The 25030-nt window shown below is 39.1% G+C and carries 15 protein-coding genes and 1 tRNA gene; 9 read left to right on the top strand and 7 right to left on the bottom strand.

From position 1 onward, the window contains the following. Positions 1 to 84: 84 nt before the first annotated feature. Positions 85 to 1458 (bottom strand): Do family serine endopeptidase, encoded by a 1374-nt coding sequence (locus CMT41_RS14975; protein ID WP_057182329.1) that lies wholly within the window; start codon positions 1456 to 1458, stop codon positions 85 to 87. Between the two features lie 126 nt (positions 1459 to 1584). Then, positions 1585 to 2040 carry a YhcB family protein gene (locus CMT41_RS14970; RefSeq protein WP_058027723.1) on the bottom strand — a complete coding sequence of 152 codons (456 nt, stop codon included), beginning with the start codon at positions 2038 to 2040 and terminating at the stop codon, positions 1585 to 1587. A gap of 183 nt (positions 2041 to 2223) precedes the next feature. Here CMT41_RS14970 and zapE point away from each other — a divergent pair, with 183 nt between their 5' ends. After that, entirely contained in the window at positions 2224 to 3339 is a 1116-nt protein-coding gene (zapE, locus tag CMT41_RS14965) for a cell division protein ZapE (RefSeq protein WP_057182325.1), read from the top strand. 203 nt (positions 3340 to 3542) lie between these two features. On the opposite strand, the gene CMT41_RS14960 is transcribed toward zapE, so the two are convergent. From CMT41_RS14960 to folB, 4 genes are all read right to left on the bottom strand, one after another. Beyond that, positions 3543 to 4385 carry a tetratricopeptide repeat protein gene (locus CMT41_RS14960; protein WP_057182323.1) on the bottom strand — a complete coding sequence of 281 codons (843 nt, stop codon included), beginning with the start codon at positions 4383 to 4385 and terminating at the stop codon, positions 3543 to 3545. 150 nt (positions 4386 to 4535) lie between these two features. Then, a complete protein-coding gene (locus tag CMT41_RS14955; protein ID WP_058027722.1) occupies positions 4536 to 5357 on the bottom strand; it encodes an undecaprenyl-diphosphate phosphatase in 822 nt (273 codons plus the stop codon). A gap of 46 nt (positions 5358 to 5403) precedes the next feature. After that, complete coding sequence (gene folK, locus CMT41_RS14950; protein ID WP_058027721.1) at positions 5404 to 5901, bottom strand: 2-amino-4-hydroxy-6-hydroxymethyldihydropteridine diphosphokinase; 498 nt, start codon at positions 5899 to 5901, stop codon at positions 5404 to 5406. Beyond that, positions 5901 to 6272 carry a dihydroneopterin aldolase gene (gene folB / locus CMT41_RS14945; RefSeq protein WP_057182319.1) on the bottom strand — a complete coding sequence of 124 codons (372 nt, stop codon included), beginning with the start codon at positions 6270 to 6272 and terminating at the stop codon, positions 5901 to 5903. Before folB ends, folK begins: the two co-directional genes overlap by 1 nt. Before the next feature lie 158 nt (positions 6273 to 6430). On the opposite strand from folB, the gene plsY reads away from it, so the two are divergent. Further along, on the top strand, positions 6431 to 7021 hold the full coding sequence (gene plsY / locus CMT41_RS14940) for a glycerol-3-phosphate 1-O-acyltransferase PlsY (protein ID WP_057182680.1): 591 nt from the start codon (positions 6431 to 6433) through the stop codon (positions 7019 to 7021). Positions 7022 to 7217: 196 nt separating this feature from the next. Here plsY and tsaD read toward each other — a convergent pair whose 3' ends face one another. Next, the gene (gene tsaD / locus CMT41_RS14935) at positions 7218 to 8279 is read right to left on the bottom strand and encodes a tRNA (adenosine(37)-N6)-threonylcarbamoyltransferase complex transferase subunit TsaD (protein ID WP_057182316.1); all 1062 of its coding nucleotides are present in this window, start codon (positions 8277 to 8279) and stop codon (positions 7218 to 7220) included. 281 nt (positions 8280 to 8560) lie between these two features. Here tsaD and rpsU point away from each other — a divergent pair, with 281 nt between their 5' ends. The 7 genes from rpsU (at position 8561) to CMT41_RS14900 (ending at position 24856) form a co-directional block, all read left to right on the top strand. Next, positions 8561 to 8776, top strand: coding sequence for a 30S ribosomal protein S21 (gene rpsU / locus CMT41_RS14930; protein ID WP_057182314.1), 216 nt, complete (start codon positions 8561 to 8563; stop codon positions 8774 to 8776). A gap of 57 nt (positions 8777 to 8833) precedes the next feature. Beyond that, positions 8834 to 9283: a GatB/YqeY domain-containing protein gene (locus CMT41_RS14925; protein WP_057182312.1), complete on the top strand. Its 450-nt coding sequence runs from the start codon at positions 8834 to 8836 to the stop codon at positions 9281 to 9283. 167 nt (positions 9284 to 9450) lie between these two features. Beyond that, positions 9451 to 11208, top strand: coding sequence for a DNA primase (dnaG, locus tag CMT41_RS14920; protein WP_057182310.1), 1758 nt, complete (start codon positions 9451 to 9453; stop codon positions 11206 to 11208). 206 nt (positions 11209 to 11414) lie between these two features. Beyond that, a complete protein-coding gene (rpoD, locus tag CMT41_RS14915; RefSeq protein ID WP_058027720.1) occupies positions 11415 to 13154 on the top strand; it encodes an RNA polymerase sigma factor RpoD in 1740 nt (579 codons plus the stop codon). A 110-nt stretch (positions 13155 to 13264) separates the two neighbouring features. After that, complete coding sequence (locus tag CMT41_RS14910; protein WP_057182307.1) at positions 13265 to 13882, top strand: outer membrane protein; 618 nt, start codon at positions 13265 to 13267, stop codon at positions 13880 to 13882. A 177-nt stretch (positions 13883 to 14059) separates the two neighbouring features. Beyond that, positions 14060 to 14136: transfer RNA gene (locus CMT41_RS14905), tRNA-Ile, on the top strand. A 589-nt stretch (positions 14137 to 14725) separates the two neighbouring features. Beyond that, positions 14726 to 24856 carry a carboxypeptidase regulatory-like domain-containing protein gene (locus CMT41_RS14900; RefSeq protein ID WP_058027719.1) on the top strand — a complete coding sequence of 3377 codons (10131 nt, stop codon included), beginning with the start codon at positions 14726 to 14728 and terminating at the stop codon, positions 24854 to 24856. Positions 24857 to 25030 lie beyond the last annotated feature (174 nt).

The raw sequence follows: 25030 nt of genomic DNA, 5'->3' as shown, positions 1-25030 counted from the left end.
TGTAACATAAAAAAAGCTGATCATATTGACCCTGCTATTGAATAGCAGGGTCAATATGATCAGCTTAAGATGTAAATTTGGCTATTAGCGGATCATTATATACTGGGCATGATTATCACGAACAATATTGAGTGCTAAGACACCGGTTTTATCCTTAAGGTAATCACGTAATTGCGCAATATCCTTGATACGTTTACGATTAACACCAGTGATAATATCACCCGCTTTTAATCCGGCCATTTGAGCCGGAGAGCCTTGCGCAACTTGCTCTATGATTATCGCCTGCTTTTTAGTGCTATTTTCTAGTTGAGCACCCGCTAACATACGGTGAATACTTGCCGGACTAATATCTGCACTTTGATCTTGTTTTAATTTTACGGTAAATACTTTTTTGTCACCATCTCTTATTATCGTTAAATTAACCGTGGTATTGGCGCCAATTGAGCCTATTTTAGCGCGTAATTCAAGGAAGCTTTTAATGCTTTTACCGTTCATGCCAACGATAACATCACCAGCTTTAATACCTGCTTCATCAGCAGCTGAGTCTGGCATTACTTGTTCAATAAAGCCGCCTTGGCTGATATTTAGCTCCATAGCTTTGGCTATTTCGCTATTAACACTGCGCCCTGATACACCAAGAATGCCTCTATGGACTTCACCAAACTCTATAATTTGTTTGATAAGGTTATGCATCATATTACTTGGGATAGCAAAACCAATACCGACATTACCACCACCAGGGCCTATTATAGCGGTATTAATGCCAATTAATTCACCGCGTAAATTAACTAAAGCGCCGCCGGAATTACCACTATTTATGGCCGCATCGGTTTGAATAAAGTCTTCATAATGTTCAATATTTAAGTTGCTGCGACCAAGGGCACTAACAATGCCGGACGTTACTGTCTGTCCTAAGCCAAAGGGACTACCAATAGCGATAGCGAAATCGCCAACGCGCAGCTCATCAGAGTCCGCCAACTTAATTTCAATTAAATTGTCCGACTTAATTTGTAATAAGGCGATATCACTTTTTGCATCGCTCCCTATTTTTATTGCTTCTAATTGACGACCATCTTTTAAGGTGACCATTATTTCATCAGCGTTTTCTATCACATGATAATTGGTAACTATATAACCTTTTTCGCTATCGATAATGACACCTGAACCCAGGCCACGAAAAGGCTGTGGTTGGGGCTGACTTTGCCTCTTATTACCAAAGAAAAATTTAAAAGCATCTGGGACATTTTGCTGCGGGACTTTATGAGTGCCTATCACAGAGATACTGACTACGGCTGGCGTGATATGTTCAAGCATGGGGGCCAAACTAGGCATAACTTGACCATCGACTTGCACGGGCCAATTTGCTAAAACCGGCGCGCTAGTGAGTGCTAGGGTTGATGAGAATAATGCAGCACTGATGACAAGTGATAATTTAGACAGTTTAGATGACTTTTTCATATTTAAGAGTTCTCCGAGATATTTTGTTATACCAATAAAAAAGCTAACCAGTGTGCTGTTAACTTTTATAAATACGCCAAAATAGACTGAACTAAAAGGCTTTAGTTCAGACAATTGTGTATCAAATTACTCTGCAGTTGTAACTTTTTGTTTCTGATCGTTAAATAGGCCACTTGGATTATCCGAATAATCAAGAGGTGCTTCTGTGATGGCCTCTGCGGTATCACTGCTTCGTTTTTGATGACGTAACGTTGCTGTTTGCGCAAGTTGTTGCTGAGTCTCGGCTGAAAAAAATGGCATGCTGTCGACTTCAATAGAGGTTGCTTTTTGTAGCAGATGGGTACTTTCTTGCATTTGTTTCATCGCTGTTTGGCAAGTATTATTCATTTGGTCGAGTAACTTGGCTGAGCTTGATAAATGCTCGGCAACATCAAGTTTGTATTGTTCCAAAGCCGCTTCACTTTTATTAACTTGCTCCGCTAATTTACGTTGCTCTTGGCTAGTATTGGAAAGAAGACGAGTTGCGAAAAAACCACCAATGCCGCCGATGATAAAAATGACTAGAGCTATTACTACATCCATAGGGTGTACCTTACATTGTAAAGAGAAATTGATTCGTTGGGTATAAATATGATACCGAGATAGATTATACTAGCATCAAAACAATTTGCTTAGCTAATGCTTAGTTATATATCTTAGCAAATTGCTCTTTTTCAAGTACCTCAGAACACCTTAAAAATTGATTTTAAATAACGTAGGCTCTCAATGATAAAGCTCTCTCCTATAGATAAGTATAAACAAGATTTAACCAGAGATGATTTTCTTTTTGATGCAGCACAGGAAAATGCTGTTATTCATCTGCAACGTTTATATGACGATTTACAAAATAAGCCCCTAGCGGTTTCCGGCTTTAAAAAAGTACTAAACCGTTGGAAAAAAATATATAAAAAACAAGAACACAAACCCATTAAAGGTTTGTACTTATGGGGCGGTGTTGGTCGAGGCAAAACCTATTTGGTTGATACTTTTTATGATAGCTTACCTTTTGATAATAAAATTCGTGTGCACTTTCATCGCTTTATGCACAGAGTTCACCAAGAGCTGAAAAGTTTATCAGGTCAAGCAGACCCGCTGAAAATCATTGCTAAAAAGTTTGCCGATGAAACACAGATCATCTGTTTTGATGAGTTTTTTGTCTCAGATATTACCGATGCCATGATTTTGGGGACATTATTTGAAGAGTTATTTGCTCATAATGTCATCCTAGTCGCGACCTCAAATATTATTCCCGATGAACTGTATCCTAATGGTTTACAAAGAGAACGATTTTTACCAGCAATAAAACTCATCAACGAGCATACCCTAGTCGTTAATGTTGATAGTGGTATCGATTATCGCTTAAGAACCTTAGAGCAGGCGGAAATATATCATTATCCTCTTGATGCTCAAGCGGAAGAGAACTTAATACATTACTTTAAGCAACTATCGAGTGATGAGGGTAAGGCAGGTCAATCTATTGAGATTCATAATCGTCAATTAGAGACTGTTTTAGTGAGTGATGGTGTGGTCTATTTTGACTTCGCCGTACTGTGTGAAAGTGCTCGTAGCCAGGGTGATTACATGGAAATCAGTCAAGTATATCACACGGTATTAATGGCCAATGTCAAAGCAATGGGGCCAGACAGTGATGATACCACGCGCCGTTTTATTGCCTTGGTTGATGAGTTTTATGAACGTAATGTGAAGTTAATTATGTCGGCTGAATTGCCTTTAGAAGATTTGTATAGCGGAGGTCGCCTCGCCTTTCAATTTAAACGTTGCTTAAGCCGTTTACAAGAAATGCAATCACATGACTACCTAGCTAGTGAGCATATACCCTAAAAATCAGTTCAGATTAGTTCAGGTTAGTTAGCTGAATAGTAAAAAAGCCCGGCTCACGGTTAAAGTGAGTCGGGCTTTTTATTGGCTATATAGGTCGAGACAGTAGCCTAAATGCTTGTTCGCGCTATCTTATGGACTAAACACCGTTGAATATTATCAATCAAGGCTAATACACTAGGCCTAGGTATTAGTGCACTAGATTATTAGTACATTAGCGTGTAAAGCTTGCGACGAAACTTAGCTGAAAGAGAGTCGCCATCAGGTAACGCTTTTAACACATCTAAAAACAGTTCCTTACTTTTGTCTTTAGTGCTTTCATCACCCGCTTGTACCAAACGAAATAATATCGTTAGTGCTTCTTCTTGACGATTAACTTGGCTGTATTGAGTAGCAAGTTGCTGACTGAGGTTGATATCATCAGGTGTTGTTGCTAATTGTGCTTCTAAGGACTGAATTTCAGGAGAGTTTTCTGCCTGCTGTGCTAATTCTACTTTAGCCAGCAATGCTTGATAGTCACTATCTTGATCAACCATCATTATGCTATCTAATAACGCCTTTGCTTCAGTTGTATTGCCGGTTTGCAAGTTAACATCAATTAAGACTAATTTAATATCGGCACGACTATTATCAATTTGATAGGCTTGCTTGATGGCCGTTTGAGCCTCGATTAACTGCTCTTCATCAAGAGCATTTTTCGCTTGCCCTAACAATATATCTTCTGGCTTAGGTAAGTATTTCTCTAAAAATGTCGCGATGCTAGCGTCATCTTGTGGTCCTGAAATACCATCAAGGGGTTGGCCATCTTTTAGTAAAATAGCGGTAGGTAAGCCCTTAATGCCAAACTGCTCAGCAATTTTCTCTTGTTTTTGACAATCCACTGTCGCCAACGTTATATGGTCACTTAAGTCGGATAACTTGGCGGCTAATTTATCTCGTAATTCAATACTTTCAGGGACTTGTTCAGCCCAAAAGGTAACTAGGACTAATTTGTTTTTTGACTGTTCAACAACGACTTCTTGAAAATTATCTAGGGTAATGGCAATCATATTTATTTCTCGAGTGTAATGATTTTCTGAACGGTAAAGTGTTCACTAGTGAAGTTTAACTGGTGAACATTTTAACATGAAATGGGGGGACGCTTGTTATAGATTTACTTATTGAACCTAGGTTCATAGCAAGCAAACGTAAAGAAAAAGCTAAGCTAAAATATACCAAAATAAGCCAACACCTAATATTAATCGGTAGATAACAAACGGCATCATACCCAGTTTTTCTAACAATATTAGAAAGTAATGAATACAAGCATAAGCACTGACAAAAGCTATTAAGCTGCCTAAACCCATGGCAAACCAATCAACACCCTCAGCGGATAACACCAATTTTAACGTTAAATAACTACCGGCCATGGTGATGGCAGGAATAGACAGTAAAAACGAAAAACGAGCAGAGCTAGCACGGCTTAAGCCCAGCATTAAACCAATGGTCATGGTAATGCCTGAGCGCGAGGTGCCTGGAATTAAGGCAATTGCTTGTGCTAAGCCAATTAACATAGCACCTTTAAAACCCAATTTTTCCATCGGCTTATGTGTTGCACGTTTACCCGCTTTTATATCAGCAAAGCCTAAAAGAAAGCCAAACAGTAATGTTGTCGCGGCAATGACTAAGGCAGAACGTAAATGTTCTTCGATAAAGTCCTTACCTAATAAACCAAATAAACCGGCGGGAATGGTGGCAAATAAAATCCACCAGGCAAGTTTGCCATCAAAGCTTTGCTTGCCTTTTTCTGGGCCAACGCCGACAGTGCCTAACCAAGCGACAGCCATAGCACCCACTTCTTTACGAAAATACATGATTACTGCTAATAAAGTGCCAACATGCACGGCAACATCAAAGGCTAGCCCCTGATCTTGCCAGCCAAAAATTTGTGAGGGTAAGATGAGATGAGCGGAACTGGAAATAGGTAAAAATTCGGTTAAACCTTGTAATAAGGCCAGGATGATTATTTCTAAAGTACTCATGTGTCGTTAGTTGTCCTTTACTTTGGGAGTCATAATGTCAGCTAGTCTACCAGCAGTTAGCCACTATACTGAGTTGTTGGCTGCTTTTATTATAACCTTGCCATAAATCGCGATAGTTTTGTGGTAAAACGGGGTGTGCCAACTCAGGGGCAACCTGACTCAGAGGCCATAAGACAAAAGCATTCTTAGTTATTTCATCACGAGGGATCTGTACCGGTTGCTCAATAACTAAATTATCATATAATAATAAATCTAGGTCTAAGGTACGTGGGCTAAATTTCTTGGCCTTATGGTCGCGACCATGAGAAAACTCTATTTCGCGTAACATACTCGCCACTTGTTCGACACTCTGTCGGCATTTGATAGCGATTACCATGTTATAAAAAGCGGGGCCATTAAAACCTATCGCCTCACATTCAAATAACGAAGATAAAGTTAACTGGGCAAAAGGCAGTTCAAATGCTTTAGCTAACGAGATTAAGCCTTGTTTAACATTATGTTCACGTTCGACATTACTACCTAGTGAGATGTAGATTTGAGCCATTAAATTACAGTCTCGGTGATTTGTTGACCACGTTCGATTTCCACACCAACGGTTTGTGCATTATGTACCGCCCCTGGTTTGCCAATACTGAGTTTTAACCAGGGAATATGGTATTGGGTCATTAAGTAGCTCGCTAAGCGCTCAGCCAGTGTTTCAATTAAGTCTACCGGGTTGTCATTAGCAAAGCGCTCTATAGCGACTGAAATATCGGCATAATCTAAAGTTTTAGCCAGCTCATCATTGACTGCCGCATTCGCCGTATTCCAACCCATGGCAAGATCAATGACCAAGGTTTGCTTTATTTCTTTTTCCCACTGGAAAAAACCAATAGTGGTTTGAATACTTAAACCTTTAATGAACACCTTATCCATGACTTACCTAATATGTTGTTAGAAGAACTATTGCAGTAATTATGCAATTGTTACAAAATAAAGGACGATTTTACCTGCGAAGTGCTAGAAAAACTAGCAGAGATGAAGATAGAATAATAATTCTATCTTTTGTGCCAATAATGGATTTTATCATTTTAATGTTACTACTCACGCTTACTATGATCATTGCCGCGTATTTAATAGGCTCTATTTCCAGTGCCATATTAGTGTGTAAATTTTTAGGCTTGCCAGATCCAAGAACAACGGGCTCAAAAAACCCGGGCGCAACCAATGTCTTACGCATGAGCAATAAGCTTACTGCCGCCACGGTATTATTTTTAGATATACTCAAAGGCACTATCCCAGTATGGGGCGCGTATTTTTTAAAAATAGAACCGCTATATTTAGGTGTGATTAGTGTTGCCGCTTGTTTAGGGCATATGTATCCGATATTTTTCAATTTTAAAGGTGGGAAAGCTGTCGCTACCGCCTTGGGTACCTTACTGCCTATCGGTTTTACTTTGGGAGCGATGCTCATTATTACTTGGGTGTTAGTGGTGAAATTAAGTAAGTATTCTAGTCTGGCGGCTATTGTTACCGTTGCTATTGCGCCACTTTATGTCTATTTTTTAAAGCCTTTATATGTTTATCCAACATTAATGCTCTGCGCTCTGATACTCTTTCGGCATCGCGAAAATATTAAACGTTTACTTAAAGGTACAGAGAGTAAAATTACTCATAAAATATAATAAAGCCCCCGATAACATCAGGAGTGTTACCGAGAGAGAGCAAGTTCTAACTCAGCTACTATTTTAGCGGTGGTAATGAATCCAAAGGCCAGTCTAGGGTTGGCTTTAAACGCTTTGCTTGTTAGCTCGGTATCTGTGCCTACTTTGAAACGCCAAAGTTCTTATAAAAAATCATAGCCAAGTTCTAACTCAGCTACTATTTTAGCGGTGGTAATGAATCCAAAGGCCATCTAGGGTGAGCTTTAAACGTTAAGTCGGTATCTGTACCCGCTTTTAACCGCTGTAAACCCGCGTAAGCAATCATGGCGCCGTTATCGGTACAATATTCCGGGCGAGGATAGAAAACACTGCCACCAAGCTTCTTGGTCGTTATCGCCAGTTTTTCACGTAAAGCAGTATTTGCACTAACACCACCTGCAATGACTAATCGCTTTAATTGCTCTTGTTGTAAGGCACGTTTACATTTTATCGCTAAGGTATCTATCACAGCTTGTTGAAAGGCATGAGCAATATCTGCGTGGGTTTGCTTTAATTGGCTTGGTGATAAAGCTGGCTCGATATTAAGGCATTCTTTACGTATTAAAACAGCCGCGGCTGTTTTTAAACCACTAAAACTAAAGTCCAAACCGGGTCTATCTGTCATAGGACGAGGTAATTTAAAACGTCCGGCTAGACCGCTTTCAGCCATCTTGGCAAGGGCAGGGCCGCCTGGGTAATCTAAACCGAGCAACTTAGCGGTTTTATCAAAAGCTTCACCAGCAGCATCATCTACTGATTCACCGAGTAATTTATATTCACCTATAGCATCGACACGTACTAGCATGGTATGGCCACCAGATACTAATAAAGCGACAAAAGGGAATTCAGGTACATCATCTTCAAGCATAGGCGCTAATAAGTGACCTTCCATATGATGTACTGGTACCGCAGGTAAATCCCAGCCATAAGCTAAACTTCGACCAATAGAGCAACCTACTAAAAGTGCACCGACTAAACCTGGGCCAGCAGTATAAGCAACGCCATCTAAATCTTGAGGGGTAAGGTTGGCATCTGCTAAGACTTGCTTAATTAATGGAATAGTTTTACGGACATGATCTCTTGATGCCAGCTCTGGTACCACACCACCGTAATCGGCATGAACGGCTATTTGACTATATAAGCGATGAGCGAGTATACCTTGTGGACGATCACCCTGACCATCATCATAAATGGCAATGCCAGTTTCATCACAAGAAGTTTCAATACCTAAAATACGCATAATATATATAGTCTCAAAAAATAGAAATATTACCCCACATTTACTCACTTTAAGCACAGTAAATACAAGCGCAGTAATTTTACCGTGTTTGTCAGTAAGTCACCAGTGGATTTACTACATTGTTATTAAATTAATCTTTACATTGCTAGGTGCTTAGCAGTAGAATATGGCACCCATTTTTGATAGAGCGGGTGCAGATGAGGTGCATATTGTGGGTTAATACAATGTCAGACCGAAATCAGTCACCGATTTATATAGATTTATACTAAGGTAAAAAGTACATGCCAGTAATTAAAGTTAGAGAAAACGAACCATTTGACGTTGCATTACGTCGTTTTAAACGTTCATGTGAAAAAGCAGGTATCCTTTCTGAAGTTCGTCGTCGCGAATCTTACGAAAAACCGACTTGGGAACGTAAACGTAAAAAAGCAGCTGCTGTTAAACGTGCTGCGAAAAAAGTTTCTCGTGAAAGCGCTCGTCGCGTTCGCATGTACTAAGATTCTTAGCAGAATCCTTAGTAGTCTTTCCCTTTAGAAAGAGTGAGCTTGATTTAGATGTCACTTCTAATACAACTCAAAGATGAAATGAAAATTGCTATGCGAGCCAAAGACAAGTTACGTCTTGGTGTTATTCGCATGGCGCTTTCTGCAATAAAACTAGCAGAGATTGATCACAAAACCGAAGCAACTGATGACAATATTATTGCCATATTAACCAAAATGGTTAAGCAGCGTAAAGAGTCAATTAAAATGTTTAGCGAAGGTGGTCGTGATGATTTGGCTGAAAAAGAAGCCGCAGAAGTAACTGCGATAGAATTTTTCATGCCAGAGCCGCTTAGTGCAGAAGAAATTAATGAATTAATAAATAAAGCAATTACTGAATCTGGTGCGGCTTCTATGGCTGACATGGGGAAAGTGATGGCGGTGTTAAAACCATTAATGCAAGGTAAAGCAGACATGGGCGCGGTTAGCGGTCAAGTCAGAGCAGCACTCAATGCATCATAGTTAACACCCTATTTAATACATTAAATTAAACCGTAATGGCTCTGGCTATTACGGTTTTTTTATCAGTTTTTTTTAGCGTGAACTTAATTATTTCTGCTACTTTTTCACTAGTATTGTGTAGAATACTTGTGTAATACCTTTTCTTTTGACGATGATTTTTAAATATTATGGCTGGACGCATTTCCCGACAATTTATTGATGATTTACTTAGCCGAGCAGATATTGTTGCGCTGATAGATAGTCGAGTACCGTTAAAAAAAGCAGGGAAAAATCACCAAGCGTGCTGCCCCTTTCATAATGAAAAATCACCTTCTTTTACCGTTAGCCAAGATAAGCAGTTTTATCATTGTTTTGGCTGCGGCGAACACGGCAATGCCATTTCCTTTTTAATGGAATTCGAACGTCTCGATTTTGTTGATGCGGTAGAAGAACTTGCTTCACATTGCGGTATGGAAGTTATCCGCGAGGAAAATACCGCCAGCCCAGCAGAGCAGCGCCGACAGCAACAAATTTATCAGCAAAAGCAAGATGATTATGAGTTGATGGCGCAAATAAGTCGATTTTTTCAGCAACAATTAAAAGTATCTACCGATAAAGATACGGCTATTAAGTATTTAAAAGGCCGTGGTTTAAGTGGTGAAATTGTTAAGCGTTTTGGTATAGGCTACATAAGTGATGCTTGGGACGGTATGATGAATTCCTTCTCACGCAATGGCCAAGCCAACCAGCAATTGATTGATTTAGGTATGGCTGTTGCGGGCGATAAAAAGCGACCCTATGATCGTTTTCGTGGTCGTATCATGTTTCCTATTAGCGATAAGCGTGGCCGAGTTATCGGCTTTGGCGGCCGAGTGTTAGGTGATGCCAAACCCAAATACTTAAACTCTCCTGAAACGCGTATCTACCATAAAGGCCAAGAACTTTATGGCTTACATGAAGCGAAACAAGCCAATAAAAAACTTAAACGCTTAGTTGTCGTTGAAGGTTATATGGACGTTGTCGCTTTAGCCCAACATGGCGTTGATTATGCTGTGGCCTCATTAGGAACTGCAACTACCTTTGAGCAGTTACAAACGCTATTTCGCACTGTGCCTAATGTGGTTTGTTGCTACGATGGCGATAGAGCTGGGCGAGATGCTGCATGGCGCGCCATGGACAATGCCTTGCCACTTATTCGTGATGGTTTTTCGTTGAAATTTGTTTTTCTCCCCGATGGTGAAGACCCAGACTCATTGATTCGGGCACAAGGGCAACAAGCTTTTGAAAAAATTCTTGATAATGCCATGCCATTATCAAAATTTTTATTTGAACAATTAATGCAACAAGTCGATATGAGCTCTCTTGAAGGAAGAGCGGCTTTAGTTGAATCTTTTCAGCCTTTTTTAGCCAAGCTTCCGGATAGCATTTTAAAAGATGCCATGATTAATGAAATAGCGAACAATTTTGGTACGGGTAGTGAGCAGTTTCTGGCAAAGTTCACTAAACATATAAAAGGTGGCTTGGTAAAACCTGCTGTTAAAGTCAGTACAAAAGTCACTCCCGTCAGGTTAGCACTTGCTTTATTATTAGAACATCCCCATATAGCCAATAGCTTAGGTGATAAAAATGTATTGCAGCCATTAACTACACCAGGAATACCTTTGTTAATACAGGTATTAGGTGTATGCCAGCAAAACCCTGATATTAAATCAGCGCAATTGCTGGAATATTTTCGTGATACCGAGCAAGGCAAACAATTAGCAAAGTTGATGTGTTGGCAGCACCATGTGGCAGCTGAAGCCGCAACCGATGTTTTTCTTGATAGTATTGAAAAACTACTCAATAACTTTGTTGAACAACGTGCAGAAGTGTTATTACAAAAAGCACGAGCCGGACAAATGACTAGTGCGGAAAAACAAGAGTTACAAGCAATACTCAATGCTTAACGGCTGGTTTTGGCTATACTTAGCATGCCGTGAGTAAGATTAGCGGAATTATTTAGCCTTGAAATTTCCACAAACAATTAGGCTGGTAAATGTTTGGGGAATTCGTTATAATTCTCCGCTTTATTGCGCCATTTATTAGCTTTTACTAATGTTTTTAGCGCATATTTTACATCCCATATTTATATAATACAGGTGGACACTCGTCAATGGAACAAGCCCCTAAATCTAGACTTAAAGAGTTAATAACCAAAGGTAAAGAACAAGGTTATTTAACGTTTGCGCAAGTTAACGATCATCTTCCACAAGACATTATTGATACTGATCAAGTTGAAGAAATCGTTAGTATGATTAATGATATGGGCATTCAAGTATTTGAAAATGCACCCGATCAAGATACCTTGATGATGAGTGGAGGTAATACCGATGAAGATGCAGCCGAAGCGGCAGCGCAAGCATTGGCTACCGTTGAAAGCGAAATTGGTCGTACAACTGACCCAGTACGTATGTATATGCGTGAAATGGGTACCGTTGAGCTTCTTACCCGTAAAGGCGAAATCGTTATTGCCAAGCGTATAGAAGAAGGTATAAGAGAAGTTCAGCGTAGTGTTTCAGAATATCCACCAGCGATAAACTTCTTATTAGACATGTGGGATAACTTTGAAGCGGAAGAGCTGCGCTTAACGGATATTATCACGGGCTTTTTAGACCCAGATGCGGAAGAAGAAGATACGGGTCCTTGCCCTGAATTAGCACGTGAGAAGTTTACTGCTTTACGCGAAGCTTATGAACATGCCAATAAAGTTATTGAAAAACTTGGTCGTGGCCATAAAGATGCTCAAGAAGCTATCGATGCAGTAGCTGAAGTCTTTAAAGAATTCCGTTTGATCCCTAAATTATTTGATAAATTAGTTAAAAACATGCGTAGCATGATGGACAGGTTACGTGTGCAAGAACGCTTGATCATGAAACATTGTGTTGTTGGTGCAGGTATGCCCAAGACCACCTTTATCAAAAAGTTCCCAGGTAATGAAGTCTCAAAAGAATGGTTTACAGCAGAGCAAGCAGCCGGTAAACCCTACTCAGCCAAGCTTAGTGAAGTTGAGCGTGATGTAGAACGTTGTATCTACAAACTAAACCAAATTCAAGAAGAAACGCATCTTAATATTCATGGCATTAAAGACATTAACCGTCGTATGTCAATTGGTGAAGCAAAAGCACGTCGTGCTAAGAAAGAAATGGTTGAGGCAAACTTACGTCTAGTTATCTCAATTGCTAAAAAATACACCAACCGTGGCTTACAGTTCCTTGATTTAATTCAAGAAGGTAATATTGGCTTGATGAAAGCGGTTGATAAGTTTGAATACCGTCGTGGTTATAAGTTCTCAACGTATGCAACGTGGTGGATTCGTCAAGCCATAACCCGTTCTATTGCTGATCAAGCACGTACCATTCGTATTCCTGTGCATATGATTGAAACGATTAACAAACTTAACCGTGTTTCTCGTCAAATGCTACAAGAAATGGGCCGTGAACCGACGCCAGAAGAGTTAGCTGAGCGTATGGTGATGCCAGAGGATAAAATTCGTAAAGTATTGAAAATAGCTAAAGAGCCAATTTCAATGGAAACACCGATTGGTGATGATGAAGACTCACACTTAGGTGACTTTATTGAAGATGCCAGCGGTGAACTTCCAGTTGACTCAGCGACGTCTGAAAACCTTAGAGGTGCTACTCATGAAGTGCTTGCTGGCTTAACGGCTCGTGAAGCTAAAGTACTTAGAATGCGTTTTGGTATCGATATGAATACCGACCACACTTTGGAAGAAGTTGGTAAGCAATTTGACGTTACTCGTGAACGTATTCGTCAAATTGAAGCAAAAGCGTTACGTAAGTTACGTCATCCTTCTCGCTCAGAGCAGCTGAAAAGCTTCCTTGATGGTGAGTAAGTAATAAAAATTTGAAATAGTGTTTTAAATTCTGTTTTAAATAGACATAAAAAAGAGTAAGTTAGTAATACTAGCTTACTCTTTTTACTTTCTAATATAAGGAAATCTCTATGCGTGTTGTTATCGCTATTGCTGGTGTACTTGCCCTAACCTCTATGCCTTCTATGGCAAAACAAGCGTTAAATTTTGAAATAACTCCCTTGATTGGTTATCGCTTTGGTGGAAATTTTGATAGCAGTAAAGAGCCGGAACATCATCGCATCAAATTAAGCGAAGAGACCAGCTACGGCCTTTTAACGGCTTGGTCTTTTGATCGTGAGCGTCAAGGTGAGTTCTTAATAAGTCATTATAATACCAGCTTCTCCCAATCAGATGGCTTTTCTGCCAGTAATAGTGATCTTAGTATTACCTATGCTCATATAGGGGGTAATGTCCCTATCTCTGACGGTTTTATGCCTTTTTATATTGCCGGTGGTTTTGGCTTAACTCACTTTGTACCAAAAGATGAGCAGCTTGGTAATGAAACACGTTTTTCTATCAATATTGGTTTAGCAACAAAATTTGAGCTAAGTGAGCATATTAGCTTACGACTAGACAGTCGTATTTATGGCACCTTTTTTAACTCGAATAGCGCAATTTTTTGTAAACAAGATACCTGCGCCATTTATATATCGAGTGATATCTGGTTCCAAAGTGAAGTGAGTGCCGGGCTAACCTATCGTTTTTAGCGAAAAAGCAGGCTATTTAGTTTAATAAATAAGCGGTCAGCAAAAAAACGTCACTTTTTAAAGTTCATTAGGTGACAACAAATTAAAAAATGCTTATACTGCACCCGCTTTGTTAGCCCATTCACTTTATGGCACTAACAAACGCATTAGAATACATTTGGCCAAATATATGAAAATGGGCCTTTAGCTCAGTTGGTTAGAGCATCCGACTCATAATCGGCAGGTCCCCAGTTCAAGTCTGGGAAGGCCCACCATTTTCACTGGCCTCTACTAGTTAGTAGTTACTCATCAAGTCATTTGGTGCTACGTATGTGCTACATTTCATAACTAAGTCTAATTTCTAAAGCTCATAAAACCACCGTGATTTTCAATTCACTCTTATTAACTAAACTAAACTAAATAAACCTTCAATTAAAGTAATAATCCAATTTTAAATAGGATGATTAAGCTCTAGTTTTTCTCTTTGCGTTTTTGAGTTTAACTACTGTCATCGATTTAAGCACCCTCTCTAAGTTTTCCAGATTTGATACATAAGTGAAGCCCTCATTTGGTGTGATGTGGCATAGTTAATTTGGCGACCAACTTAGCGTCTTAAATGTCAAAAATAACTGTACTTTAGTCTGTAAATAGACTCGAAATTGACTAATTTAATTAGGCTTTTTTAGCGTAAGTTTAGGGGGACTTAAAGTATTCAATGACTGTTGATGAAGTGGTCAAGTAAAATTGACCACGGATTTGTAGTTTAGCCAGTACCATCGTTAATGTGTTTTTATTAATACAAATCAAAGTTTTACTTTACTTTTATGTTATGCTCCCGATAATTTCAACGGATGAGCGTTATCAATGAACGGATTTATCAAGCCTATATTTGTTTCTTTATTCTTTTTTTTACTATCTGCTTGTGGTGGAGACACTGAAACGGAAAAACCGGCTCCAGAACAAGCCCCAATAGAAACCCCAATAGAAAACTCAAAAAAATATTCAGTAGCAATGAGTTACCAAATTTTAGAGTCTGTTGTTGGCTGTCTTAATGGCGGTGTTGAAATCAAGACAGGAATAGATGAAAACGGTAATGGCTTTTTAGATAACTCAGAAGTAGACAATACAAACATTGTTTGTCATGGCACTAACGGTTCAGATGGCACTAACGGTTCAGGTGGCACTAACGGTTCAGATGGCACTAACGGTTCAGACGGAACTAACGGTTCAGATGGCACTAACGGTTCAGACGGAACTAACGGCACAAATAGCCTTCTTAAAATTGTTGATGAGCCTGCAGGCCAAATTTGTCTCTATGGTGGCATACACATTAATGTTGGTTTAGATGCTAATAATAATGGAGTCCTTGATCTTGAGGAAGTTTCACAGTCTGCAACCGTTTGTTATCCCTTTGCACCAAATGCTCCACCTAGTGAAGAACCAACAGTTGAATTAGCAACCATAAAAGGCAATATCGCCTTATCAAGTCTCTCAAAATCAATTAAAAGCTTTAGAGCCTCAAGAGCAGTTTTAACTAAGTCTGGTACAAATAGTATAACAACCAGTAAAGTTACAGAGAGTAATGTAACCCTTGTTTTAGCACCTTCTTCTATTGCAGTTAACGCAACCAATAGTGATGCAAGTGAACTGGCAATGTTAAGCTCACCAATTGAGATAATAGTTGATGCAGATGGCAATTATGAGATTCAGGTTCCTGCTGGTACGGATTATTCTCTCATCCTCAATGATAGACAAAGTGGAACGGGAGTTAAGCTTGAAAATATAGCTGTACAGCAAGGCGAAACTATCACCCTTGATATATCTGCGAATGAAATACTTCCTACTGGTAGCGTAAGACTCAAAGTTGCTAGCTTATTAACAGGCTATGCATTAGAAGCAGCAAAAATAACTTTAGTTGAATTAGCAACTGATAAACTCACCACAGTTGAAGGGCTACAGGAGTTTACTGATTTACCTGCAGGTACTTATCACCTATCAATTAACCATAGTGATTACGTAAGTAAACATATTGCTTTTGTTGTAACTTCAAATGAAGCGACAGACTTGCAAACGATAGAATTAAATAATAAAAAAGGTAGTGCATCAGGTCAAGTTTCTTCGCCATCTGCTCTTGATTTGTCTAATATTCTTGTTTACGCAAGAGCATCAGATAATAGTGTTTATTCTACTTTTACCAACAGCAGTGGTACTTTCACCTTCCCTGCGTTACCTGTAGCGGAAGGATATCGCTTTATTGTGGTATCAAACCTTTTTGACAGTGCCAAAAGTAATGACATTACTATCTTGCGTAATCAAACAACAATCGTTGAAACTTTTGAATTAGCCGAACGTAAAGCGAATACAGGGAGCATAACGGGTTATATTAAATATGCTGATAAATTAGCACAATTAGAACACTCTGGTATTATCATAGCGATTGAGGGAACGGATAAAGAAGCGATTAGCTCTCGGGATGGCTCTTTTATCATCAATGGATTAGCTGCTGGCACTTACCAGTTAAACTTTACCGAAGCAAATCATCAATCGGTTTCAGCAAGCGTTAAAGTTACTTCAGGTACGGTAAATAACTTAGAAATTATTGAGTTAGCGAGTTTAAATGGCTCTTTATCAGGTACCGTTGTTGACCATAATGACCAACCACTTAGCAATGTTACCTTAATATTACATGAGTCAGGTCAAACCACCGTTTCAGATGTCAGTGGTAACTTTATTTTTATCAACCATCCTATTGGTACTTATACTTTGATTGCCAATAATCAAGGTTATGGAACGCAACAAGTTGAAGTACTTCTTAGCCAAGATCAAACAACCGCTCTTAACAATAACATTCAATTAACGCCTTATAACTTTAACGGTACCGTTAGTTTAGGCAGTGATAAAAGCGACCACAGTGCGGTCACTATCTCATTATCTGGCACGGGTTTATCTGAACAAAGTAATGTCGATGGTTCATTTGCATTTTCGGCCATTCAACCAGGAAATTATCAATTACTGTTTTCTCGTAGTGGTTATAAATCACAAGCGATCAGTGTAGTAATTTCAGAAGACAGTAATGAATTAGGTTACACCATTAATATGCAGCCTATGTTGGGAGTAGTAAACGGGCAAGCATCCATTGATAATCGGGTTGACCATTCAGGAATTCAAGTAAGTATCATTGGTACCGAATACACCGCATTTACCGATAGTACAGGCAAATGGTCGATGGGCATGGCGCTAGGTAATTACAGTGGTGGCATTCGTTACCAAAAGGATTTTTACACTGAGCAAGTTAATTCACAAACCATAACCGTTACTGAAAATGGCCAATTTACTGTAGCTCCCGTTAAATTATTACAAAACAACGCCAATATCACATTGAATGTTGGCGCAGCGAATACTTGTTCAGGAGAGTTAATCGTATTTGTACAAGGCGTTAGTGGTTTAGCAGACGGTTTTTCTGGAAATTTGTCTGTTAGTGTACATGGCGAGGTGAATCAAGCACTGCCATTAGGTGAATACCAGTTTAGTATTTATTGTACTGATAGTGGTTGGGAAACTAATAACTTTAACCTTGTGCTGTCAAATGAACATGACAGTTATCCGCTTGGTGATGTTAATTTACGCCAAAGCTTTATTATTATTAACGATGGCGATGCATATACTAATAATCAGCTAGTATCTCTTTCATTGGGTAATACTGATGCGGTTGAAATGCGCATTACTGACGGCTTAAGTGATAGTGGATGGATAGCCTTTGAAAGTTTATATGATCATACACTTTCAGTGGGTAATGGTCTTAAAACAGTTACTGTTCAATTTAAAGATATTAATAATGTCGAACTAGCATCTGTTACCGATACCATTCAACTCGATACTTTTTTAAATATTACTTACTTTCAGCAAAGTGGCGCCACTACCCAAGGTGATTTACTTCATCTTGAGTTGAGTTTAGCGCAAGAGCTGGGCGCAACGGTTACAGTAACCATACCCGGTTTAGTACAAAACTTACCGCTACTTGATAATGGTTTTGGTGGCGATATTACGCCTAACGACGGCATTTATGAACGAGATTTTTACATCGATACGCCAATAGATTTAAACCTAGCTGCGGTAGCAACTGTTACAGATATATCTGGTAATACCGCTACGGTAAACTCTAACAGTAATGTTGTTTTAAATACTGCGCCTAGTATTAAAAACTTAGTCATTAGCTCTAATATTGCCATGGGCGAAATGACTCTGCGTTTTTCTACCGATGAACCGGCAACGGCAAACATTGCTTATGGTAATGATTTAGCTAGTTTATCTAATAATTTAGACGTTAGTACTACGCTGCATAATAGCCATAGCATCACTCTTAACGGTTTGTCTGCTAACAGCATGACCTATTTTCGTATTGCAGTGGCCGATAGTGCTAATAATACCAACGAGTTAACAGGTCAAGGAAAGCTAGCACCTCCTGCCGTAACAGGATTAGCCGCATACCCAGGTAGTAATGAAGTAGGCTTAATTTGGCATAAAGCACAAAATGCGGCGAGTTATCGGGTTTATCGTTCAGATGACGGTGGTAATGTTTTCACCTTAGTTAACGCAGAAACCGTGATCTCAGAACGTTATTATGTTGATGCGCTGGCAAGCAACGATATTAATTATAGTTATCGGGTTACTGCGATAGATACAGACGGTAACGAAAGCGAGAACAGTGATGCTGTAACGGTAACACCCAAAGTAACATTAGCAGGGCCAACAGAAATTGCTGGCGGTTTAATTGATGCTAATACCGTGTGGTTGAAATCACGCTCACCTTATAATATCAGCGCCAATGTGAAAGTGAAAAAAGACATTCAATTACTATTATTGCCTGGAACTGAGCTTGCCTTTACCCAAGCAGATTTAAGTATCTACTTATCTGGCACCATGTCTGCATTAGGCCAAGCAGATAACCTTGTTAAGCTATCCGCTTTTGATTCTGGCAATTCAAATTATTCAGGCGCTTTAATTTATGAGCAAGGCAATAATGTTGAAAGTACATTTAATTATACTGAGTTAAATTATATTAAAACGTATTATGATTATGCCAATGCTTATGAACGACCACATTACTTGGTGCCTATTTCATTACAAAATAGCGTTGTAAATATTTTTTCAAACTACAATTATGCAAATTTCTATATTAAAAGTGTAAGTGATTCAAGTGTGCACTTATTGGGTTATGGCTCAGGTAGTAGTTCATATGCAGTTCGAATAAACACAGTTAAAAATGTGATCTTTACTAGTTCAGCCTTTGGTGCTGAAGGTGACATCATTAATAATGTACAAAATGGTGTCCGTATAACCAATGTTGTGGATTCAACTTTGGATTATATTGCTCTTTATGCTGACAATGGCTCAATTGATAATAGCGAATTTATCAATGCAACTATCAGCAATGCTAGCTCGTTAAGCAATAGTACAATAACCAATAGTACTATTGTCGGTAATGGTTACTCTTCGCTACGTGCAAGCGGCAATACACTGATCAATACACAAATCAGTTTGCCGGGGGACAATACCCGCCTAACAATGCGCTACAACATTTTAGATAGCAGCTCTACGGTCAGTGCAAAATTCCTCGATATATCTCATAACTATTGGGGCAGTACTGATCTTGCAGCGATAACGGCGCAAACAGGTTATAGCCCAGATCAAAGCCAAAATACCCACCTTTATCCTATTATCACTTCAAGTGACTTATATATTGCTGATTGGGATAACGATACTATCCCAGATTATCTTGATTATGATAATGACAACGATGGTTATAGTGATCTGCAAGAAGATTGGTCTTCAGATCCGTTATACGGCAGTATTTACAGCCCTCTAGACGCAAATTCTCATCCATCAACAGCAAAGGATAATGATATGGATGGGCTAGCGGATAGTGAAGATCTAGATGATGATAATGACGGTTTAGCTGACAGTGATGAGTTAATCCGATTAACCGATAAGTTTTTAGCCGATAGTGACGGTGACGGTATTAACGACGGTAACGAAGTTAGCTATAAATATAATCCACTAGATAAAAACAACTTCCCATTAATGGGTAATATCAGTGGTAAAACCATTGATAACTCAAATGTAAACAGTGAAGGGGTGGTTTATATTGCCGGTAGAGAAGTATTTAATGACATGATGGATAATGGGGTAACAATTGAAGCGGTGAACTTAACCGATGTTACTGTCAGTGCTGGTACTTCATTGATGATTGATAGCGATACCTCTGTTACTTTCACTAACAGTCTGCTTGCCGGTGACGATGCCAATGTTATTACTATTCGCTCCACAGGTGCAGGTAATGGCAGTATTAATTTTAGCAATACAAAAGTTAAGTTTGCAAACATTAAGGTTGCCATCAATTTAAATGTTTACAACGGTTCGGTAATTGAACATAGTGATTTAAGTATTAATAAAAACTGGGGTTTCAATAATAGCGGACAAATTACGGAAAGTTATATTAAAGCGGATTATTGGAATAATACCGGTTCTATTGAAGCCAGTTTTATTTCAGGAAACTACCTTGAGAACCAAGGGACTATTACTAATAGTTATATCAATTCCAGTGGTTTCAATAATTATAAAGATATTAATCATAGTTATATTAATAGCGTAAATACTCAAAATAACTCTCAAATCAATGGCTCTGTAATTGATTATTTATCTGCTTATAATGACGCTTCAACCATTTTAAATTCAGATGTCCGCCTAAATAATCCACAAACAATGAATGTGTTTTTTGATGGCGTATATTTATCGCTTGGTTATGGAGGTCAGTTCTACAGCGGTTATGGTGCGCCACTTGACCAAATTGGTGACGGTGTCGCCGAAACTGTTTTTGCAGTTGAAATAAATGATGGTGCTGGCATGTCTACACAAACGTGGACCGTTGATGGTATCAACAACCCTCGTTCAGCCCCTAACTTCCCGGATGTAGTATTCAAACCTTACCTAGAAGCCAATGGCATTTGGTCACCTAAAAATGTCGGTGCTTGGTGGGATATGAATAACGCCAATACTTTCCCTGATAGCGACCCTTCAATTAATATTGGCACCATCTCAGGTCAAGTTCAATTAGGCGGCTTTAGCAATCACTCGGGCGTAACTGTTGAAATACTCAATACCTCATTAGCAACCGTAACCGATGCTGAAGGTAACTGGTCAATTCGTTTACCAGCGCGTGATTATGCTAACGGTATTAGCTTTACTAAATCACATATTCAAACCATAACTAAAGACCGCTCTTATACGGTAGCAGCTATGCAAGATACCGACATTGGTATTCTAGATATGGCACAAGCAACAGCAACCGTAACAGGAGTGTTAGCCATTGATGAAGCGACCGACTATACCCTTGCCACCATCACAGCTAATAAAAATGGACAAAGCACTGTTATTAACCCAAGTGCCGCGGGTGTATTTACTTTTGATACACTAGCACTTGGTGATTATAGCTTTGCGGTTACTTACCCTAATGGTAGTTGGGAAACGGTTTCTCATACATTATCGTTAAGTGCAGGTACAATGAAATATACCTTACCTGTAACACATGTTCGTAACAGCTTTGTTTATATTAACGATGGCGCAGCTTATACAAATTCAACCGCCGTATCGCTTGCTATAACGAATGCTAACGCAACGAATATGGTTGTTACTGAAAATTCAGTCGCTTTTCCATCTGAAATATTTAGTACAACAAAATCAATCACCTTAAGTACTGGCGATGGTGAAAAACTGATTCAAGTTGATTTTACTGACATTGACAGCAATGCATTAACGGCTGCAACTAGTACTATTATACTGGATACCCAAGTATCGTTAACCAGCTTAACGCTCTCAACCGTTACCACCATGGGCGATACACTTCATATAGCCTTAACGGCTAACGAAACCAGTGGTTTAGCAACAGTTACCATACCTGGGTTATTCACTAATTTAGCGCTTTATGATGATGGCTCTCATGGCGATACAGTAGCTGATGATGGTGTTTATGAAGTTGATTACTTTATTGCTTCTGCTGAAGATATCACAGCTACAGCGACTGCTAATTTTGTTGATAGAGCATCAAATACAGACACTATTACTAGTGCGTCCAGCATGACTATTGCGACTTCACCAACCATTAGTGATCTTTTAGTACAATCAAATAATGGCAACCTAGTGATTAGCTTTAATACCGATGAGCTTGTTACCGCAACAATAAATTATGGCACTGCTGTTGATAACTTAGATCAATCAATGACTATCTCAGCTAGTGAACAACTTGAGCACATTATTGAGTTAGCTGCAGTAGAAGGGCAAACCATTTACTTTACGGTGACTACTGACGATGGTGTGACTTTGGTGACCGAATTTACCAGTGCAGGCTTATTAGCTGAAGCAGCGGTGACTGGTTTAAATATTTCAGCGGGTAATGGTGAGGTTGGTTTAGTTTGGTCTAAACAAGACCATGCAACTGCCTACCGTATTTACCGCTCTGATGATTCAAACAGCTTTACTGAACTAGCAGAAATAACGGCTGCCACACCTTATTATGTTGATACTAGCGTGTATAACGAACAGGCTTATAGCTATCGTGTTACTTGGGTAGATGTTGATGGCGCTGAAAGCGATCAAAGTAACTCTGTCATAGCAACGGCATCCATTGATAATGCTGGCGCTACCGAACTGAATGGTGGTGTAATAGCGGTCAATGAAATTTGGTTAGCATCACGCTCACCCTACATTATTACCGGTAACATGCTGATCAAATCGTCTGCAACGCTAAGCTTAATGCCCGGTACTGAAATAGAGTTCAATGGTGCTAAACGTCATATTATGGTGCAAGGTAATATCATGGCTTATGGTAGTGCTGATGCTTTAGTGAAAATATCTACTGACCCAGTGTATAATTACAGTGATGGTGAAAATGGCAATCAGTCAGCCATTATTTATGATACTGCTAACAATGCAGCCAGTGAATTTAATTATACCGAGCTGAATTATTTGCAGGTTTATAAAGACTATTCTGATTCAGGTAATAGAGAAAATAATTTAGTGCCACTCTCACTTTTAAATTCGGTTGTTAATGGTTATTTCGGTTCAACTGCAAATTTCTATATTACTTCAAGTCAAAACTCTATAATCAATGAATATGGTTATGGCTATGGGTATTACGGGCATAACGGTCTACGAATAAACGCTATCAATAATGTCACTTTCAATAAGCTAGATCGTTATAGCGGTGAACCCTCTACCACCTCAAATTACATAGCTCGAATTGATAGTGCCACTAACTCCACCTTTAATGGCGCAAAGTTTTATTTCAGCAATGGTTCAATTGGAAACAGTACCTTTAATAATGCGACAGCTGAACGTGCCAGTACTATTACTAATACTACCTTCGCCAATAGTAAAATTACCGGCTCTTCTTCATTACGCTTAACGGACAGTGAATTAACCAACAGCCATATTACCTTAACAGGTGATTACACCCGTTTAACCATGCACTATAGCTTGCTTGATACTGACTCAACGGTAAGTGCTAATTTACTTGATATTTCACATAATTACTGGGGTAGTACCGATTTAACCGCTATTGCCCAGCAAACAGGTTACAGTCCTGATCAAGCTAATAATACCCACCTTTACCCTATTATCACCAGTAGCTCTTTATATCTGGCTGACTGGGATTTAGACGGCATTCCCGATTATCTTGATTATGATAACGACAACGATGGTTATAGTGATTTACAGGAAGACTGGGAGTCGGACCCTGTTTATGGCGCAATCTTTAATCCATTAGATGATACCTCATACCCAAGTACAGCTACCGATAACGACATGGATGGTTTAACCGATGCTGATGACTTAGATGACGACAACGATGGTTTATTAGATACCGACGAAGTAGGCTACGGCACAGATCCATTTTTAGCTGACAGCGATGGCGATGGTGTTAACGATGGCGATGAAGTGCGTTATAACTATGACCCACTTGATAAAAATAACTTCCCGCTAATGGGTAATATCAGTGGCAAGACTATTGATAACAGTAATGCCAGCAGTGATGGTGTGGTTTATTTGGTCGGTTATGAATATAGTGACGGTATGTCTGTTCAGCCTGTACAGTTAACTAATGTAATCGTTAGTGCTGGTACCTCAATTATGATCAACAAAGATACCCGTGTAACTTTTAACGATAGTGTTATTGCCGGCACTGCCGACAATATTGTGACCATTCGCAGCTCTGGTGCTGGTAATGGTTCTTTCAATCTAAGCAATACTCAAGTGAACTTTGCTAATGTTAAGTTAGCATTAAGCTGGAATATTGATGGCAATTCAATTGTTGCTCGCAGTGATTTAAGCTTGAATACATATGGATATAATAACGGCACTATTACTGACAGCTTTATCACCTCTAATTCAAATTGGTATAATAATGGCGTAATAGCTCATAGTTATATTTCCGGCGGATATTTTAATAATCAAAGCCAAGGGATGATTAAATTCAGTATCATTAATTTGAATACAAATGCTGCTGTTTATAACCAAGGCTCAATTAATAATAGCTATGTTAGTAATATGACGTACCAGCAAGGTAACGGCACAATTACTGATTCCATTATTGATAAGCTGTGGAGTGGCTCTGATAACAGCCAAGTGATTAACTCTGACATCCAGTTTGATTCAACGAATGGTAATTTCCCTATGTTTTTTGATAATAGTTTTATTGCCGATTCAAGCGGCAGCACCTTCTATGACGGTTATGGCAGTCCTGTTGATCAATTGGGTGATGGTGTTGCAGCAACGGTATTTAACTTAAATGGTTATAACTACACTGTCGATGGTATCAATAACCCGAGAAGCACTAAAAACTTCCCTAATGGTGTTGATGACATTTGGACACCTCAAGGTGTTGGTGCGCTATGGGACGCCAATGCGGTTGATCCTACCTTGTTTCCTGAACCAATATTATAAGAACATTAAGTAGACTAAAGGGTTGCTAACATAGCAGCCCTTTTTTTTGAAAATTAAAGTTTTAACAAATAGTAAGAAGATTATCGTTTAAGTTTACCCTCCTATTATTTTGGCTTAGTCGGCTATTGGCACAGCAATGTCATTGTTTTGTAGTCTCTAACTAGCTTTGGATGC

This window comes from Colwellia sp. MT41 (assembly GCF_001444365.1).
Taxonomy (GTDB): domain Bacteria; phylum Pseudomonadota; class Gammaproteobacteria; order Enterobacterales; family Alteromonadaceae; genus Colwellia; species Colwellia marinimaniae.
Note: the sequence above shows the minus strand (reverse complement) of the source record. Positions and strands in the feature narration are given on the sequence as shown.

Bases quoted from the DNA above. Each gene is read 5' to 3' on its own strand.
- folK (WP_058027721.1), bottom strand. From the start codon at position 5,901: ATGGCTCAAATCTACATCTCACTAGGTAGTAATGTCGAACGTGAACAT.
- folB (WP_057182319.1), bottom strand. From the start codon at position 6,272: ATGGATAAGGTGTTCATTAAAGGTTTAAGTATTCAAACCACTATTGGT.
- CMT41_RS14970 (WP_058027723.1), bottom strand. From the start codon at position 2,040: ATGGATGTAGTAATAGCTCTAGTCATTTTTATCATCGGCGGCATTGGT.
- dnaG (WP_057182310.1), top strand. From the start codon at position 9,451: ATGGCTGGACGCATTTCCCGACAATTTATTGATGATTTACTTAGCCGA.
- CMT41_RS14925 (WP_057182312.1), top strand. From the start codon at position 8,834: ATGTCACTTCTAATACAACTCAAAGATGAAATGAAAATTGCTATGCGA.
- CMT41_RS14900 (WP_058027719.1), top strand. From the start codon at position 14,726: ATGAACGGATTTATCAAGCCTATATTTGTTTCTTTATTCTTTTTTTTA.
- rpsU (WP_057182314.1), top strand. From the start codon at position 8,561: ATGCCAGTAATTAAAGTTAGAGAAAACGAACCATTTGACGTTGCATTA.
- plsY (WP_057182680.1), top strand. From the start codon at position 6,431: ATGTTACTACTCACGCTTACTATGATCATTGCCGCGTATTTAATAGGC.
- CMT41_RS14910 (WP_057182307.1), top strand. From the start codon at position 13,265: ATGCGTGTTGTTATCGCTATTGCTGGTGTACTTGCCCTAACCTCTATG.
- CMT41_RS14960 (WP_057182323.1), bottom strand. From the start codon at position 4,385: ATGATTGCCATTACCCTAGATAATTTTCAAGAAGTCGTTGTTGAACAG.
- rpoD (WP_058027720.1), top strand. From the start codon at position 11,415: ATGGAACAAGCCCCTAAATCTAGACTTAAAGAGTTAATAACCAAAGGT.
- zapE (WP_057182325.1), top strand. From the start codon at position 2,224: ATGATAAAGCTCTCTCCTATAGATAAGTATAAACAAGATTTAACCAGA.
- CMT41_RS14975 (WP_057182329.1), bottom strand. From the start codon at position 1,458: ATGAAAAAGTCATCTAAACTGTCTAAATTATCACTTGTCATCAGTGCT.
- CMT41_RS14955 (WP_058027722.1), bottom strand. From the start codon at position 5,357: ATGAGTACTTTAGAAATAATCATCCTGGCCTTATTACAAGGTTTAACC.
- tsaD (WP_057182316.1), bottom strand. From the start codon at position 8,279: ATGCGTATTTTAGGTATTGAAACTTCTTGTGATGAAACTGGCATTGCC.